Here is a 16,607-nt window from a genome sequence, read left to right as displayed (position 1 = left end):
GCAGCTGATCAGCCGAATTGATTCTCCGCAAATCGTCACTCATCAGTCGGCAGGCATTTTGAAAAGCAGGAACAACAGGTCTTTGCAGCGAGCAGGCAATCAAGCTTCACTGTCCAGACGAGCAAGACGCGTGGCCTTTCAGAAGTAAAAAAAGGTAGAGCGGCTGGCCGCCCCGGCATAGTGGGTTTAGGAAGTCCCTCTAAAGCCCTTGAACCTTCCCATCACCGCGATGACTCCTACGACCGCGGCTATTCCAAACACTGCAGAAATTGGAAACTCTGGTACTGGCACGCTCACGTCGACGGTGTTTGCTATCTTCAATGTGTTTACAGAGCTGTCAAACTGGCTTACGTATTTGTCAAAGTTTGGAGCTGAAGCTGAGCCAAAGAGCACCATTATGTTCTTGGCGTCGGTCTGAAAGATGTATCCCTTGCCCTTGAACGGCGAAGTTCCCGTGCACTGGACAGTGATTACAGCGGCATTCATGCCGTTTACCGTTGTCTTGCTGTAGGAGGCTTGGCTGCAGTCAGACTGCTGTGTGCCACTCGAGCTACTGGAGCGCATGCTCGCGGGGTTCTGGAAGGTCGCGTTGATTGGCTTTTTGTCAGTTACGGAAATGTACATGCCGGTCCCGTTTGACTGATCCATTGAACTGAATCCGCCCGGTGCCGCCATTGCCATCGAAACGCCCGAGGTTGCAGGAAGCTGGATGCCGCTCCACCCATCGGGCAGAGTGATTTCAAGTCCCACTGAGGAGTCGGTGTATTTGCCGCTTACCTGCTGCATGCCCGGTGGGGCGCCGGTTACCGGCTGTGCGTATGCTTTTGATGCGAAACCAGTATTGGCTGCCAGCGCTACAACTCCAAGGGCCAACAGGCCGAGGACTGCAATGCTTGCTTTTTGTTGAATCTTCACACTCAGCCTGAGAGAATGCACGGTAATAAGATTATCTTATAGACGTGGATTCTATAGAATATTGTCATAGAGCTCTAGAAAAAACGTCTAAAACTCCACTTCATCGTCTTTAAAACAATCCTGTACACAAATACGCTTGTTAGAGACCGAAGGGGAAGGCTACGCGCGCCACCGCCAGTCTGCACCTGTACGTCTGTTTACTTCCCCTTTTTATTCGACTTATTAGACCCTGTTTCATCCGCAGTTATCTGACCAGCCCGCTTTCAGCGATAATCCCTCCGCTCACAGTCAACAAGCCCAGCTAACCTCGGAGCGGGACTCCGGCAGCTATCAGCTGCTTGATGACCGTTGTTACCTCGCTTGCAGACACCCTGCTTATTGTAGGCGGGTCCGGCGGCTGACTCTGGGACCTAATCATCGAGTTTATGAGCTGAGAAATCATGTCTGAATCGTAAAAAGCGACAGTGTCGAGCAGCATTTCTACCACTTTGTCCGGCTCGGTGATACCGCTAAGCCTGCCAGATGTTATGAGATTTCCAAATTTTTGAACAGATTCGTATACCCCGATGTTGTAGGCAATAAACGCTATTTTTTCTGGCGGCAGCAGATCTATCGGTTGCGAATCCATTGCAGGATATGCTTTGAATCAATCTAATAATTTCTATGGTAATCCAACAAACCCAAAAGAATAAAGGAATGGCTCATCCAGGGCAGGTGGTTCAAAGCCAATTTTGTAAAAGGATAAGCAGATTGCCAGAGGTGGGGTGATTTGCCGATACTAACTTGCGGAGCCAGAGCTTATCACAGAAGTATCCTGAAATGCGCTACTGCATCTCGTGCGCTCAACATAATCCAGAAGGATAATATATTTATGTGCCGCAAGGTCTCCGCAGGCTGATGGCCGCAGACGCAATCGCCAACTATGACATGTACGGATGGGTAGCTATTGGGCTCTTTATCGTCGGCCTATTCGGAATAATGGTATATGAAAGATCAAATTCAAGGTCAAGACAAAGACAGGAACCGAGAGCGGCCACAGGCGCTGCCTCCTCAACAGGCCAAGCTGGCGATCGAAACAAGTAGCATAGAGCATTACGAAGCGCTTGCCCTTGAAAAGTTCAAGAAAGAAGGTTTTACCTCTCTAACCACCATACAGCAAAAGGCCCTGCCTGTTATCCTGCGGGGCGTAAACTCGCTTCTGGTCGCTCCGACCGGTTCTGGCAAGACAGAGGCAGCCGTGATGCCGATTTTCTCAATGCTGGCCGCAAGGCCGCTGAACTCTGAGCAGGGCAAGATCAGGGCCGTCTATGTGACTCCTCTCCGCGCACTTAACAACGATGTGTTGCGCAGGATTGTAAAATACGCCGAGTCAGACGGACTGAGGGTCGAGATCCGCCACGGCGACACCTCGACAAAAGCTCGGCGCAAGATAGTCGAAAACCCGCCTGATGTGCTTATCACAACTCCAGAGTCGCTTGCAGTGGTGCTTACTAGCGAAAAAATGCTTGCGGCACTAAGCGCGCTAGAGTGGGTTGTAATTGACGAGGTGCACGAGCTCGTCTCAAACGAAAGGGGCGCCCACCTGTCGATAGGGCTCGAGAGACTGGAGGCGGCATCGCAGAGCAGGGTGACGAGAGTCGGGCTGTCCGCGACGGTCGGCAACCTTGAAGAGGCGGCCAGGTTTGTTTCAGGGTCCACCCGCAGGCACGCGACACTGGTTGACACCAGCATGAGGAGGTACGACATCGACCTGAAATACGTCCAGGGCTCGCTCAACAATGTCGCCCACTATGTCACATCGTATGTCAAGGACAGCAAGATCGAAGGCTCGGTGCTTCTGTTTACCAACACCCGTGACGAGGCCGAGTACCTTGGCACGATACTGAAGAACAATTCCGAGATACGAGTCGACGTCCATCATGGTTCTCTTTCAAGGGAAATGCGTGAAGAGACAGAGGACACTCTGCGATCCGGCGGCGCGGGGATTGTCGTGTGCACGAGTTCTCTCGAACTGGGGCTTGACATCGGTTCAGTCGACCTTGTCATTCATTACGGCTCGCCGAGGCAGGTCTCCAAACTTATGCAGCGAATCGGCCGGAGCAGGCACAAGCAGCGCAGTTTTGCAAAGGGACTCGTGGTTACCAATAATCCGGATGACGAAGTAGAGGCCATCGCGATAACGCGGCGGATGAAGAAAGGATCCATAGAGGAGCAAAAGATGCACGAAGGCGCGCTCGATGTCGTCGCCCACCACCTTGTGGGGCTTGCCATGCAGACGAGGGAGCCGGTAGACGTTGAAAGCGCGCACGAGCTGGTGACGCGCGCCTACCCCTTTCGGCGAATAACGCTGTTTGACGTGCAGAGCTGCATCGAACTTCTTTCAAGCCACAACGTAGTCAGATACGATCGCGAGGCAGGCAAGTATTCCCGGAGGATAAAGGCGTACAAGTATTACTTTGAGAATTTATCCATGATACCCCACGTGCTCAAGTTCGAGGTGATAGACTCGATTAGCAAGCGCAGGATAGGCACGCTGGACCAGCAGTTCGTGGGCGACTACGGCGAGCGGGGAAACGTCTTTGTGCTCAAGGGCTCGCAGTGGAGGGTTCTCGCCGTCGACGAGGGGAGGCTCGTGGTAAACGTGGAGCCGCTAAGAGGCGCAGCGATAAATGTCCCTTACTGGGTCGGCGAAATGATTCCCGTCGATGTCAAGACCGCTGACGAGGTCGGCAGGATCCGAAACGAGGCCGCAAACGGCCAGCTGAAACTGTCAACAGATGTCGCGCAGGCTGCTGCAAAAGAGCTTGGCGTCGTGCCGGACTCGCAGAACATTGTGGTCGAGAGCCTGGCTGCAAGAAATACTATAGTCATTCATTCAGCGTTTGGGAGCAAGATAAACAACACAATTTCCTCGCTGCTCTCGACGATACTTTCATCGCAGCTGGGCTACGTGGTCGAGTCGAGGTCTGACCCCTACAGGATAATGCTCACTTCGAGTGCCAGAATGAGCCAAGGCAAAATCGAGGCCGCGCTTACGGACACGTATGACCTGGAGCCCGTGATAATTGCCGCGCTCACAGGGACCCATAACATCAACTGGAAGGTCTGGACGGTAGCCAAGAGGTTTGGCATGATTAGCCGCGAGGCAGTCTATGACAAAAAGGTGGCCCGCATGATATACGACAGGTATGCCAAGACCCCGCTAAGCGCCGAGTCGATACGCGAGCTGGTTCACGACAAGTACGACATGGCTCAGACTCAGAGGGTTCTTGACGCCATCAAGGCTGGAGAAGTCAGGATGCACTGGCGAGAAGTCTCTGACTTTACAGTCCTTGCCAAGACAATAATCGAGCACTCCAACAAGTCGGCTGCTGCAAGCCCGCTTTCCATCGAAAAGGGTGTCATTGAACTTGTCAAGGAAAGGCTTGAAAAGACAAAGCACAGGCTCATTTGCATCAGGTGTGCGGAATGGGAGCGCGTCATGGAGACAAGGGAGATTCCTGACGAGCTTGTGTGTCCGAAATGCCATTCAAGGCTGGTCACGGTGACTTTCTGGTCCGACGGCGAGCTTCCAAGGATTATCAAGACCAGGCTTGCAGGCGGCAAAATGAAGGAAGATGAGAACCACAGGTTTGAGCGCGCCTGGAAGGTCGCGTCGCTCGTAAACAATTTTGGCAAGAAGGCGATAATCGTGCTTTCAGGCCACGGCGTCGGCGCGGACACCGCCGCAAGGATACTGCGAAACTACGTTGACGACGAGCAGGTCTTTAGGAGCATTTACGAGGCCGAGAGGCAATATGTCATGACCCGGGGATTCTGGGGCGACTGAACCGAAGCAGGACAGCAACTATTTTGAATTTCGACCCGGATGGCCGGGATAACATGATTTTTACAAAAACAGGACAGGTCGGGAAGTCGGAAACCGGCCAAGTGAGCTCATCTAAAGATGGCAAACTATGTCCTTGAAACAGTGAAACTGTCCGCTGACAGCGGACCCGGAGACGCCAGCATTTTTCCAGTTGATGTTCCGGTGCTTGTAATAGACATCCTGTAAACGCTCTGCAATTTCGAAAGGCCTCCGTGATCTGTGATGCAGTTTGAAAACGTTATCGGTTTGAAATCAGCTAGCGGAAGCAGTTCGCTCTGGCGGCCGGATACCGCAGAGGGGGCCTCTACAATAAACTCTGCTGAGCTTCTCGAAGATGCACTGGCCCTTACCTGGACATCACCGCTGAAAAGAACCGAGGAAATACCTTGGGACGACTTTGAGAGGCTGACGTGCCATGTCGAGGCAGAGTTCTGCAACTTGCTGATGCTTACGCTTATCGAATCGCCGGGCGCTACCGTGCCAAGGTTTACCGGAGGCCTCGGAAGCGCTTCAAACCATGCATAATATTGCGTAGAGCCGTCGCTCTGGATATCCTGCTCGGTTCCGGCCTGGATAAGCCTGTTGCTGCTGCCAATACCTCCGATGCCAACCCAAACTGAGGAATAACCGGCGCCGGACAGCTGGGAGACAGAGGGAACGGTCCATCTGGATGAAACAAAGCTAAACGGCGAGTCTGACGTCGCCAGATATCCGCTCCAGTTGTTTGAGTAAAGGTCTCCAGACCCGCCGGAAGACCGCCAGGATAACAAGCCGAACGATGAAACCGCGAGGTAGCCCGCCACCGCGATAACAACAACTATGATGAAAGCTATCGCGATTTTGCTAGCCACTGCCGGTACCGCAACAAAAAGTCAGGTTAATAGTTTTGGCATGAGAAAAAAAGGCCGAACATACAGGAAGGATAATCAGAAATACTTGAGTCAGGGCGAAGAAGGTACTTGCCAATGATATATACAGAGCTTTGCAAGTAAATTAATCCAAGCCTGAGCCTATGAACCATCTGAACTATTTTGCCCTCATCGGAGGCATGATAGTAACGATTCTTGTCTTTGCCTACTACATTGTACCGGAGGTAATATGCACTCCAGTAGTGGAGAGGTATAACGGAACAGGCAGTGCTTCGCAGGCCGACCCAGTCCTGCAGGTCTGCTTGGTCGAGAAGGGGCGCTAAAGCATCAATCCGGATCCGCAGATTTTGCAGTGCTCTATTCCAGGTGCATGATGGAGGAATACGGCCTGAAAGTTAGCTCTGGCTTGCCTTCCCGGCCAAGGCCGGTGGTAGTTCCAACAAGCTTTATCCGCTCGCCGACTGCGAGCTTGGCAAGGCTTGGGCTCTGAGCGCGCCATCCGACCAGGCGGATTTCGCCGGTATCGTCGCCCACGAGCACTGAGGTCACGCTGACCGTCTCGCCCGACTTTGTCCCCACTTCGGATGTCTCGGGTAGCTGGAGCACAATAACTTCAACAATCATTGGGTTCTGCTCGGCAGAGACCTTGATGTCCTTGACCTTGACCTCGAATTTTGACAAAAGTGGAAAGCTTGAATCTTCTTCCGTGACCTTGATGTAGGCGTCGTCCTTGCCCAGGATTATCGAGCTTCCAAAAAGGCGGCTTGGCACGCACTCGATAAGCGATCCCGAATCAAGCTGTTCCGGGCTGACAAGTGACTTGTCAATGGTTAGCGTAAATGACCTGCCGGCCCTGTCCGCCGCAAGACAGACGAAGCTGCCCCTGCCCGTTTCGCTTCCCACGGAAATTATCCGCAGCGGCATGACCTCGACATCCTCAAATGGGCCAGGGAATTCAAGCACTGTCCCTTCGTCGCCATGGATTTCCAGGTCGCCGTTTCCGTACTGCGGGTTGCCCTGCTTTATGCGGACGCCTATGAGCCGAACCCTGCTTCCGGTACGGAACACTTTGGGAATTTTCGATTCGTCAATGTTCCAGATAACAGCGCGCAGCGAGCGCAGTGAAGACGCGGCCGCCGTGACTGAGCTCGCGTCAGAAACAATGTCCTTTTCCGATGATATCTGCAGTTGAAGCGACCGGCTTGCCTCCCCGCGCTGGTTGACAAAATCAGAGATGCGCGGGTTCGCGTTGATAACGCCGGCGACTACGGCGTTATCGACAGGACTGCTCACCTGCCCGACATCAAGCTCAAGCGAGCCGATTGACGGGATAGAGCCGTCGTCCTGCGCGTGCTCCAGGGCAGAGTAGCTGCCAAGGTTGATAATCGGCTTGCCGTCGAGTCCTGCCTTGGCGTAGCCCTTGCTTATCCTCACAACGTCGCCTGGGCGCAGTCCAAGCTCGTCGGGAATCATTACGTGCTTGTCCCAGAGTTTTACCTTTATTCGCGACTCCCTGTCGTAGAGCGTCAGCGTCCTTGTGGAGCTCTGCTCGTTGCTGTCGCGCTTTGTAAACGTGTGAACAGGATATACAGTCATGATTCTCGCGGTTATGTTGACGTCCTTGGCGCCGACGTAGACGTCCTTTATCGACGACTGCACCTGCGGGGCTGCGTCAAATGATACTCCGATATCCGCGGCAACAAGATACAGCGCCCCCTGGTCAGTCAAATACCCCGCGCCGACCTTGCGCTTTTTCTCGTCAATCATGTCCCGCACCGTCTCCGCGGTCAGTTCCGGTCGCTGGCGAAGAATGCTCTCAATCATGGTCTTGAAATCCTGAGGCAACGCTCTGAAAACCCCTCTTGGCATGTAAGATTAACAGGTTTATATCTTGAGCTGAAAAACCCGCCATAGCCTTATCAGAACCCTCCGTCAACATTACGCTGCTTGAACTACGACCTGGTCGTGATTGGCAGCGGCGCGGGGCTGGATGTTGCCAGCGCGGCAGCGCAGTACGGGATGAAAGTCGCAATCGTCGAAAAGGACAGGATGGGAGGCACCTGCCTGAACAGGGGCTGCATCCCGTCAAAACTGCTAATTCACAGCGCTGACGTGATGGACGTGATAAAGACCGCGTCGCAGTTTGGAATCAAGGTTGAAAAATACTCTGTCGACTTTGCCGCAATCGTCGGGCGCGTGTCGTCGATTACTGACTCCGACTCCGAGGGAATCCGCCGGGCGCTTGAGGATTCTGAAAATCCCAAGCTGTTTACCGGCGAGGCGAGATTTGTTTCGGAAAGGACGCTAAATGTTGAGGGACACGGGGCTGTCTCCGGCGACCGCATCCTGATTGCCACCGGGACACGGCCGTCCATTCCAAGCATCAGAGGCCTTGATGGCAGCGGGTTTATCACAAGCGACCAGGCGCTTAGGCTTGACAGACTGCCAAGGGTGTTGACAATTCTGGGCGGCGGCTTTATCGCCGCAGAGCTGGCCCACTTTTTCGGCTCACTTGGCAGCAGCATAAACATCATACAACGCTCGGCAAGGCTCGTGCCCCAAGAGGACGAGGAAGTATCGCAAAAATTCACCGAGATAATGTCGTCCAAGTACTCCGTCTACCTGTCGACCGAGCCGGAGCTGGTTGAAAAGTCAGGCGAGACCTTTCGGGTTTCGGTAAAGGACCGCACAGGCTCCAGAGTAATAGAATCTGACCAGCTGCTAATAGCAACAGGCCGCATCCCAAATTCGGACATCCTTGACGTATCGAAAGCCGGCGTAAAAACCGACGAGCGCGGCTTTGTTGTGACAAACGGGTATCTGGAGACAAACGTGGAGGGCATCTACGCGCTTGGCGACGCAGTCGGGCGCTATCAATACAGGCACAGCGCCAACCACGAGGCAAGGTACGCATTTTACAATATTGCAAATTCGTTTGGTGCAAAGAACGGTCGAGCGGAAAAGGTTGCTGTCGACTATGCTGCAATGCCCCATGCGATTTTCAGCTCGCCCCAGGTGGCCGGCGCAGGCAGCACAGAGCAGGAGCTCAGGTCCAAGGAAATTCCATACAGAAAAAGCGTCTACAGATACCTGCACACTGCTATGGGCCATGCGCTTGAAGACAAGGACGGCTTTGTCAAGTTGCTGGTCCAGGACGGGCAGGGCCGCGGAAAGATACTGGGCTGCCACATCCTTGGCTCAGATGCCTCAACTCTCATTCACGAGGTCCTAGTTGCGATGAGGTCCGGACTCGGCGTAGAGGCACTGCGCGATACGGTCCACATTCATCCTGCACTGTCAGAGGTAGTTGCAAGGGCCGCCGGCCAGCTATAGCGCGCATAGCTGAAATACCGCCCTCCGAATCGACAAGTACCTCCCTTGTCCGACGAATGCATCATTGTTTCTGACCTTCGAAAAAGCTACGGCAGGACGGAAGCAGTTGCAGGCGTATCGTTTGAAGTCGGCTACAAGAGCATTTTTGGCTTCCTGGGCCCCAACGGGGCAGGCAAGACAACCACCATCAAGGTGTTAACGACGCTCGTGCCCCCGACGTCTGGAAGTGTCCAGATTTTCGGCCTTGACAGCGTGAGGCATTCCAAGGAAATCAGAAGACGAATAGGGGCCGTTCTGCAGGAGCCAAGCTATGAAGCCAACCTTACCGTCGAGCGCGCGCTGGACCTCTACGGCAGGCTGTGGAAGATGCCGGCGGAGCGGCGCAAAGACCGCGCAAGGGAGCTTATCGAAAGATTTGACCTTTCAGAAATCAGGGGGACAAAAAACGACGAGCTTTCCATAGGCCAGCGAAGGCGAGTGCAGGTGGCCAGGGAGTTCATGCACGAAATGGACTTGCTGTTCTTGGACGAGCCGACGGTGGGCCTTGATCCTGCAGCAAGGAGAACACTCCTTGACTATGTCAAAAAGCGCGTCGCCGCAGGTCTCACGGTGTTTTTCACCACGCACATCATGGAGGAAGCCGAATACATCTGCGACGAGATTGCAATCATTAACCAGGGCAGGATTATCGCCACGGACACTCCTGCGGGGCTGAAGCAAAAGTATGGCGGCCTCAACACGATTGAGATAAGGATTAAGGAAGGCTATGTTGAGCGGGCGCCCAAGGTGCTTGACGGAATACTTGCAGGGCAAAAGATGGAAATAGATAACAACACTATCGTCATCCATTCTGCCGGCGCTCAGGAGCTTTTGGTGCGAGCAATTGACGTGCTGTCCGCTAACTCTATTCCCATCGAAAGCGCCACTGTAAATCCGCCCAGTCTCGAAGATGTCTTTATCAGAATAGTGCAAAACAAGTAATCAGATTTTCAGCTTCAGCATCGACAGCGTCGCGATTGCAAATGCAACGGCGCTTGCCACCACGATAAGTCCGGCCTCAATTATCGTAAAGGGCTGGATCTGGTCGAACATTCCCGCCCGTGTAATGTCGACGATGTAGGTGAGCGGGTTGAGGTAAAAGGCGATGTTTAACGGCGGCGGGACCCCCTGTGCAGGATAGAACGCAGTGCTTACAAAGGAGAAAAAAAGAAACACGCTGTTGACAATGACGTTAAAACCCTCGCTGCTCTTCAGGCGGGTTGAAATGATTATGGTTATGGAGCCGAAGAATATCGCCCCTGCAATAAGGGCAAGCAGGACAAAGAGCGCGCTCAGAACTGAAGGATGAGCTGCTCCCAGTAAAGTCGGGCTGCCCGCGACAAGGATCAGGCCGGCGCTTGCAAGTCCCATCAGCATTATCGTGACGGTATTTCCGAAAATGTATTCCACCCTTGCAAAAGGCATGACGAGCAGCTGCTGAAACATGCCGTTTCGCTTGTCGTTCCAGATTATGCTGCCTGCCACGGTGCTGCTGTTCATGACGTTAAAGCCGATCATACCTGCGGCAAGAAACGCGGGGTAGGGAACCGATATGCTTCCTATCTCGACTCCCTTGCCCTGAAGAAGCGAGGAGTACGAGTAGCCGGCGATAAAGATGTAGATTAGCGGAAAAACCACCTGCCAGATGAGGTAAACCTTGTCGATGGAAGCAACAAGGTTGCGGTATACTAGCAGCGTTACAGAGTTCATGCAACCTGAGGATGGCCATGACGTATTAATCAATCTAATTTTGAGGGCCTCCTCGCATGATTCCCGGCCAGTACTGCAGGATTACTCCAAGTGCGGGGTTTTATCAGGCCCTGACTTTTGAGCATGCAACGAGCGCTGTCGAACGGGGTAGCTTCGATTCGTTTTGCGCCCCTCTTAAAATTCCCGCCAGACGGATTACTAAAATAGTACGGTCATGCTGAACAAAGTGTGCTGAGCCTTGATTGGCTTTTCCTGCAGCAGCATGTGTTAAGATACGTTGCAATAGGCGTTGGAATTGCGGCTGCGGCAGGTATTGGAGGATATCTTGCTTATAGGAACAAGAAGACAAAGAAGGCAGTAAAATCAAAGTAGGTTGTACTGACATCCATTCAACGGCAATTTGGCAGCTGTTCTTGAAACCTGCATCGATGCAAGCGCATGGATGCAACTTGCAGACAAGAGCTGAGTTTTAGCGCATCAGAATCTTGTGACTCGGCAGACGCGCGATATCCTATAGAGACTAAGCCTAGTTCCTTGTTACGGTAAAGCGTACGAGAAAATAACACCATCATAGACTATGTCATACTGGGCAACTTGCCAGCATGCAATCGTAGAAGCACGTAGTGGGAGAACATGTATCAGTAATTATCTGTCACTGCATTATTTCGTATTGGCTACCCATTTATTTTTCCGCAGCACGTGTTCGGGCGTGACAAACCCTCAGAAGCTAAAGAACAAGGGATTGGCCATACTTTTGTCCACGCTCATTGTTGCCGTCGTCTTCTCTGGCACGGTGACGAGGGCTGGGGTATTGCCGTCCGCATTTGCGGCTGATTCCAGCTGCAACCTGCATTCCGCAAAGGATGCAATCAAGCACGTAATTTACATCCAGTTTGATAACACGCACTTCGTGCGGGACAATCCAAACTTCCCCTCGGACCTCGAACAGATGCCTCACCTTCTCAACTTTATTACTGGCCAGGGCACTCTTGACAGCAACCACCACACCCCGCTTATCTCGCACACAGCCACCGACATTCTGACTTCGCTCACCGGCCTTTATGGCGACAGGATGGGCGTCCCTGTTGCAAACAGCTTCCGCTACTTCAACCCAGACGGCACTTCTAACGTTGGGGTTTCGTTTGCATACTGGACCGACCCTCTCTACGACCCGACTACAACGACTCCTACTGACACCAAGTACAACATGATAACCCCAGAGGGCAAGAATACGCCAGCTCCATGGGTGGCCTACACCCGTGCAGGCTGCAATTTTGGCGCAGTAGCTACAGCCAACACGGTTCTTGAAAACATTGCAACCGACATCCCGACTGTATTTGGGGCAAACTCCACCCAGGCAGCCGAGGTCAAGACGAACTCGAGCCAGGCATTCGCGGACTTTGTTGGAATCGCTGTTCACTGCGCGCAGAACAGCACCATGTGCTCAAGCGCAAACGGAGGTAGACCTGACATTCTCCCTGACGAGCAGGGCGGGTATTCCGGCTTTAACGGCCTCTTCGGCCACAAGTACGTGGCTCCGCAGATAAACAATGGAAGCACGGCCATGCGCGACCTTAATGGAAGCGTAATCAAAGACTCGACGGGCCACATCGGCTTCCCGGGATTTGACGGCATGTCTGCATACGTGTCGCTTTCATATGTAGCGGCATTGCAGGAGAATGGCGTCCCGGTGACTTATGCATACATATCCGATGCTCACGACGCTCATCCCAGTGGCCCGGCATTCGGACCGGGGCAGGCTGGATACGTCGCCGCGCTCAGGTCGTATGACGACGCCTTTGCCAAGTTCTTTGCCCGGCTTGAAAGCGATGGGATAAACAAGAGCAACACGCTGTTTGTGTTCACGGCTGACGAAGGAGACCATTTTGTCGGAGGCAAGCCCACGCCTGCCAACTGTGACGGGGTGAATATTGCCTGCACTTACAGCCAGATCGGAGAAATAAACACCAACTTTGCGGGACTGCTTGCGACACAACAGAACGTGACAACACCATTCAAGGTTCACTCTGATGACGCACCGACTGTCTATATCACAGGAAACCCCGCTAGAGGCAACACAACAGCGCGCACATTTGAGAAGGCCACGGCTCAGCTGGACGCATACAACCCGATTACAAACAGGACTGAAACCATCACAAGAGCCCTTGCAGACCCCGTCGAGATGAAATTGCTCCACATGGTCACTTCCGACGCTGCAAGAACGCCGACGTTTACCCTGTTTGCAGACCCGGACTACTATCTGTATGCGGGAAGCGATAACTGCTCGTCTCCATGCGTTGTTGAAAACCCGTCGTTCGCGTGGAATCACGGAAACTTCCAGAAGCAGATTACGACCACCTGGCTCGGAATGGTCGGACCCGGAGTCGCGCACAAGGGCGTCAACGGCAGTACATGGTCTGACCACACAGACATCAGGCCTACAATGATGCTACTGCTCGGTCTCAGGGACGATTACGGCTACGACGGCCGCGCGCTTGTCGAGTTCCTCGACCCGTCCGCGCTCCCAAGCTCAATAAGCTCGCACATGCCGGAATTTGTTGCAGTAGCAAAGGCATACAAGGAGGTCAACGCTCCTGTCGGCGTCTTTTCTCTATTGAGCCTCAAGGCCTCCACACACGCGCTTGCAAGCAACAGCCAGAATGACACGACATACAACCAAATTGAAAACTCGCTTTCCAGCCTTACCTCGCAGCGAAATGACCTCAAGACAACCATGATCGGCCTGCTGCAGGACTCGGAACGGGGGGCAAGCTCAATCAATCCGGCCCAGGCAGCGGCCCTTACGAACAATGCAAACGACCTGATCGCAGACATGGCAGAACTCGCATACTCGTAGAATAATGCGCGCATGTTGCGCATTCCCTTTTTTTTAATCACAGGATTTTGCCCGATGGTTCGCCAGATTTAAATAACTTTGTCGGAAAAACAAGCCGGATCGGGCATTGATGGCGGAGGACATGGCGGAAAAGAAGCTGCGGGGCTCCGGAGGCTATGCTATCGCAAAGATAACCGACGATGAGCAAAAGCGTGGAAACCTGGGCGGTCCGGAACTTTTTCTTGCAGGAATAGGGAGGCTTGACGAGGACAGGTTCCAGAAATACTATTGCAACAAGTGTGAAAAAGAGTACGAGGGCGCCCCTTCACTATCATACGAGAATCCCAACGAAGAGCTAGGCGAGGGAGTTACTCTCGCTGAAAAGGGCGAGTACAAGTGCCCAGCATGCAGCTCCACAATCGCGCAGTACCGCAAGTTCGAGACTTCTGCCGTCCAGGAGGTCAAGCCGCAGCCGGCACCGCGCGCCGCCGAACAGGTTCAGGCAGCGCCGGCGACAATGCAGGCACGACCCAAACAGGACGAATGGGTGCCCATGTCCGTTGAAAGCACGCCGGCTTCGCCAAGTGCCGGCTTCATTTCATTGCAGTCGCTGGTAGGCATGACTGCATATGACAGCGAGGCGATGCACATCGGCAAGATAGAGGACGCAGGTATCAGAAAGACCGCTGACGGAATGCAGGTGACATTCAAGGTCGGCGGAAAAGAAGTGGGCTGGGACAAGGTCTCAAAGATAGGCGACATCATACTGCTCAGGTCCGCTTCGTTTTCCGAGGTGCCAGCCTCGCCGGCCGCGGCGGCAAAGTGTCCCTCGTGCGGATTTCAGAATGATGCGGGAGCTGTCTTTTGCGCCGACTGCGGCTCGAAACTCTAGTGATTTTTCCTTTCCCCGCGGAGCACTATTCTTGCGTCGACGAGCCTGGCGCCCTTGCCTTCCTCTAGCACCAATAGCGGGTTGATGTCGACTTCGGCTATTTCGGGAAAGTCTACTATCAATTGCGACAGGCGCTGGAGGCACTCAACTATCGCGGCCTCGTCTGCAGGCTTTTCGCCCCTTACCCCCTTTAGCAGCTTCGCAGTCTTGATTGAATTTACCATCCTAGAAGCCTGGCGCGCATCAACTGGGGCCACTCTGAACACCACGTCCTTTAGAACCTCGACGTAAATTCCGCCAAGCCCGAACATGAGCACGGGTCCAAATGTCGGGTCCTGCGTGGCTCCGAGAATCGTCTCCTTTGCTCCCTTGACCATCTCCTGGACAAGCACGCCCTTTATCGCCGCGTCGGGCTTGTACCTTTTCGCGCTATCTATTATCGCTGAAAATCCGGCGCGTAGTTCGTCGTCGCTCTTGATGCCGACCTTTACTCCTCCGGCATCCGACTTGTGAAGAATGTCACGAGACGCTATCTTCATTACGACAGGATAGCCGATGGTTTTTGCAGCCGAAAGGCACTCCTCGACGGTGGCTCCCAGAATGCTCTTTGGAGTCGGAAAGCCGTATGCCTTGAAGACCTCGTAGCCTTCCTCTTCCAGCAGGTTTGCCCTGCCCTGGCCCCTGACATCGGCAAAAATTGAACTGACTTTTTGAGTGTCCTTTGCAAAATGGAGTTTCTTTTCCGGCTGGGAAAGCTCCGAAATAGAATCCCTGAAATCATACATCGCCTTGAGTGTCCTGATAGCCGGCTCTGCGTACAGGTAGTAGGGGATTCCGCCTTCTGACATTATCGCCCTGTTTTCTACGCCCTCTGCAAGGCCCATCAAAGATGCGAGGATCGTCTTGTTTGGAAACTTCTCCGACATCCTTACAAGGACGCGGGCAAGGTCGTCGTAGTTAAGCGTAGCAGACGGCGTGCACATCGTAACGACGGAGCCGACATTTGGGTGTGAAAGCACCTCAAGAAGCACCTTTTCAAAGCGCACATAGTCTGCATCGCCTACAATGTCGACAGGGTTTCTTGGCGAGCCGTAGGGGGGTATGACTGCCGCAATCGCGTCGCGAATCGAAGAGATATCGGCCATTTTGAGCCCGTACCTGGAGCATGCGTCGGTGGAAATTATCGCTGGGCCCCCGGCGTTTGACACAATGACCACTCCCCCTTCAGGCAGCGGCTGCTTGGAGAAGGCCGTTGCGAGATCAAACAGCTCGCCCATGGTGTCGACGCGGATAACACCGGACTGGCTAAAAGCAGCCTCGTAATTGGCGTCAGAGCCCCCAAGGGCTCCCGTGTGTGAGGCGGCTGCCTTGGCGCCCTCGGCAGTCCTGCCCGACTTTAGCACAATAACGGGTTTTTTCTTTTCGGCCGTTATCCTGCGGGCAATGTCCATGAACCGGCGAGCATTGCGAATGTCCTCAAGGTACATGACGATTACGCGTGTGTCCTCGTCGTCTGCAAGGAGTTCAAGCACGTCGCTCTCGTCCATGTCAACCTTATTGCCCATGCTTATGACTTTGGAAAAGCCAATGTTCTGAGCCTCGGCGTCCTCGACAGTCGCGGCGCAAATGGCGCCGCTCTGCGACACCAGCGCGATTCCGCCGTACTTGGGAGTCACCTTCAGAAACGTCGAGTTCATCATGTTATCCTTTGAAAGGCTCATGATGCCAAGGCAGTTTGGGCCTATGACCTTGATGCCGTACTTTTTGGCAATCTCGCCTACCTCGAATTCCAGTTTGGCGCCGGCCTCGTCCACCTCGCGAAAGCCCGCAGAAACAATGATCGCTCCCTTGATGCCCTTTTTTCCCACTTCCTCCATCACGGCAGGGGTGAACCTGCTCGGAGCCGCCACGACCGCCAAATCTACGTTGCCGGGAATATCCAGCACGCTCTTGTATGCAGTAAGGCCTCCGACAGTCGGGTTTGAAGGAGTAACGGGATATATCTTGCCCCTGAAGTGCTTGGCAATGTTGGTAAATATGGTCTTGCCGACGCCGGGCTTTTCCGATGCGCCGACCACCGCTATCGACTCGGGTGAGAAGAAGATAGATGACGAGCTGGACACGATTGGACAGCGTATAATGGTG

General features: G+C 53.6%; 13 protein-coding genes. 7 read left to right on the top strand and 6 right to left on the bottom strand.

Annotated features, from left to right (window positions below; translation table 11 throughout):
• Positions 1-186 precede the first annotated feature (186 nt).
• Together ABI361_06095 and ABI361_06090 are read right to left on the bottom strand one after the other, a co-directional pair.
• The gene (locus ABI361_06095; protein MEO9320225.1) at positions 187-915 is read right to left on the bottom strand and encodes a hypothetical protein; all 729 of its coding nucleotides are present in this window, start codon (positions 913-915) and stop codon (positions 187-189) included.
• Positions 916-1,216: 301 nt separating this feature from the next.
• Positions 1,217-1,543, bottom strand: a complete 327-nt coding sequence (locus ABI361_06090; GenBank protein MEO9320224.1) for a hypothetical protein — start codon at positions 1,541-1,543, stop codon at positions 1,217-1,219.
• A 357-nt stretch (positions 1,544-1,900) separates the two neighbouring features.
• On the opposite strand from ABI361_06090, the gene ABI361_06085 reads away from it, so the two are divergent.
• Positions 1,901-4,744, top strand: a complete 2,844-nt coding sequence (locus tag ABI361_06085; protein ID MEO9320223.1) for a DEAD/DEAH box helicase — start codon at positions 1,901-1,903, stop codon at positions 4,742-4,744.
• Positions 4,745-4,869: 125 nt separating this feature from the next.
• On the opposite strand, the gene ABI361_06080 is transcribed toward ABI361_06085, so the two are convergent.
• Positions 4,870-5,634 carry a G1 family glutamic endopeptidase gene (locus ABI361_06080; protein ID MEO9320222.1) on the bottom strand — a complete coding sequence of 255 codons (765 nt, stop codon included), beginning with the start codon at positions 5,632-5,634 and terminating at the stop codon, positions 4,870-4,872.
• Positions 5,635-5,795: 161 nt separating this feature from the next.
• Here ABI361_06080 and ABI361_06075 point away from each other — a divergent pair, with 161 nt between their 5' ends.
• Positions 5,796-5,975, top strand: coding sequence for a hypothetical protein (locus ABI361_06075; GenBank protein ID MEO9320221.1), 180 nt, complete (start codon positions 5,796-5,798; stop codon positions 5,973-5,975).
• Between the two features lie 34 nt (positions 5,976-6,009).
• Here ABI361_06075 and ABI361_06070 read toward each other — a convergent pair whose 3' ends face one another.
• Positions 6,010-7,497 carry a hypothetical protein gene (locus ABI361_06070; GenBank protein ID MEO9320220.1) on the bottom strand — a complete coding sequence of 496 codons (1,488 nt, stop codon included), beginning with the start codon at positions 7,495-7,497 and terminating at the stop codon, positions 6,010-6,012.
• Between the two features lie 102 nt (positions 7,498-7,599).
• Here ABI361_06070 and ABI361_06065 point away from each other — a divergent pair, with 102 nt between their 5' ends.
• Positions 7,600-8,985 carry a dihydrolipoyl dehydrogenase gene (locus ABI361_06065; GenBank protein ID MEO9320219.1) on the top strand — a complete coding sequence of 462 codons (1,386 nt, stop codon included), beginning with the start codon at positions 7,600-7,602 and terminating at the stop codon, positions 8,983-8,985.
• 45 nt (positions 8,986-9,030) lie between these two features.
• Positions 9,031-9,966, top strand: a complete 936-nt coding sequence (locus ABI361_06060) for an ABC transporter ATP-binding protein (GenBank protein ID MEO9320218.1) — start codon at positions 9,031-9,033, stop codon at positions 9,964-9,966.
• On the opposite strand, the gene ABI361_06055 is transcribed toward ABI361_06060, so the two are convergent.
• Positions 9,967-10,734 (bottom strand): ABC transporter permease, encoded by a 768-nt coding sequence (locus ABI361_06055; GenBank protein MEO9320217.1) that lies wholly within the window; start codon positions 10,732-10,734, stop codon positions 9,967-9,969. It abuts the gene before it with no gap.
• 228 nt (positions 10,735-10,962) lie between these two features.
• Here ABI361_06055 and ABI361_06050 point away from each other — a divergent pair, with 228 nt between their 5' ends.
• From ABI361_06050 to ABI361_06040, 3 genes are all read left to right on the top strand, one after another.
• Entirely contained in the window at positions 10,963-11,106 is a 144-nt protein-coding gene (locus ABI361_06050; GenBank protein ID MEO9320216.1) for a hypothetical protein, read from the top strand.
• Between the two features lie 337 nt (positions 11,107-11,443).
• On the top strand, positions 11,444-13,591 hold the full coding sequence (locus ABI361_06045) for a hypothetical protein (GenBank protein MEO9320215.1): 2,148 nt from the start codon (positions 11,444-11,446) through the stop codon (positions 13,589-13,591).
• Positions 13,592-13,697: 106 nt separating this feature from the next.
• Positions 13,698-14,462, top strand: coding sequence for a zinc-ribbon domain-containing protein (locus ABI361_06040; protein MEO9320214.1), 765 nt, complete (start codon positions 13,698-13,700; stop codon positions 14,460-14,462).
• On the opposite strand, the gene ABI361_06035 is transcribed toward ABI361_06040, so the two are convergent.
• A complete protein-coding gene (locus ABI361_06035; protein ID MEO9320213.1) occupies positions 14,459-16,585 on the bottom strand; it encodes an acetate--CoA ligase family protein in 2,127 nt (708 codons plus the stop codon). The genes ABI361_06040 and ABI361_06035 overlap by 4 nt on opposite strands.
• Positions 16,586-16,607: the final 22 nt, after the last annotated feature.

The sequence above is a fragment of the Nitrososphaera sp. genome, assembly GCA_039938515.1.
Classification (GTDB): domain Archaea; phylum Thermoproteota; class Nitrososphaeria; order Nitrososphaerales; family Nitrososphaeraceae; genus Nitrososphaera.
Note: the sequence above shows the minus strand (reverse complement) of the source record. Positions and strands in the feature narration are given on the sequence as shown.

Coding starts and splice junctions, on each gene's coding strand:
- ABI361_06075 (MEO9320221.1), top strand. CDS start 5,796: ATGAACCATCTGAACTATTTTGCCCTCATCGGAGGCATGATAGTAACG.
- ABI361_06055 (MEO9320217.1), bottom strand. CDS start 10,734: ATGAACTCTGTAACGCTGCTAGTATACCGCAACCTTGTTGCTTCCATC.
- ABI361_06090 (MEO9320224.1), bottom strand. CDS start 1,543: ATGGATTCGCAACCGATAGATCTGCTGCCGCCAGAAAAAATAGCGTTT.
- ABI361_06085 (MEO9320223.1), top strand. CDS start 1,901: ATGAAAGATCAAATTCAAGGTCAAGACAAAGACAGGAACCGAGAGCGG.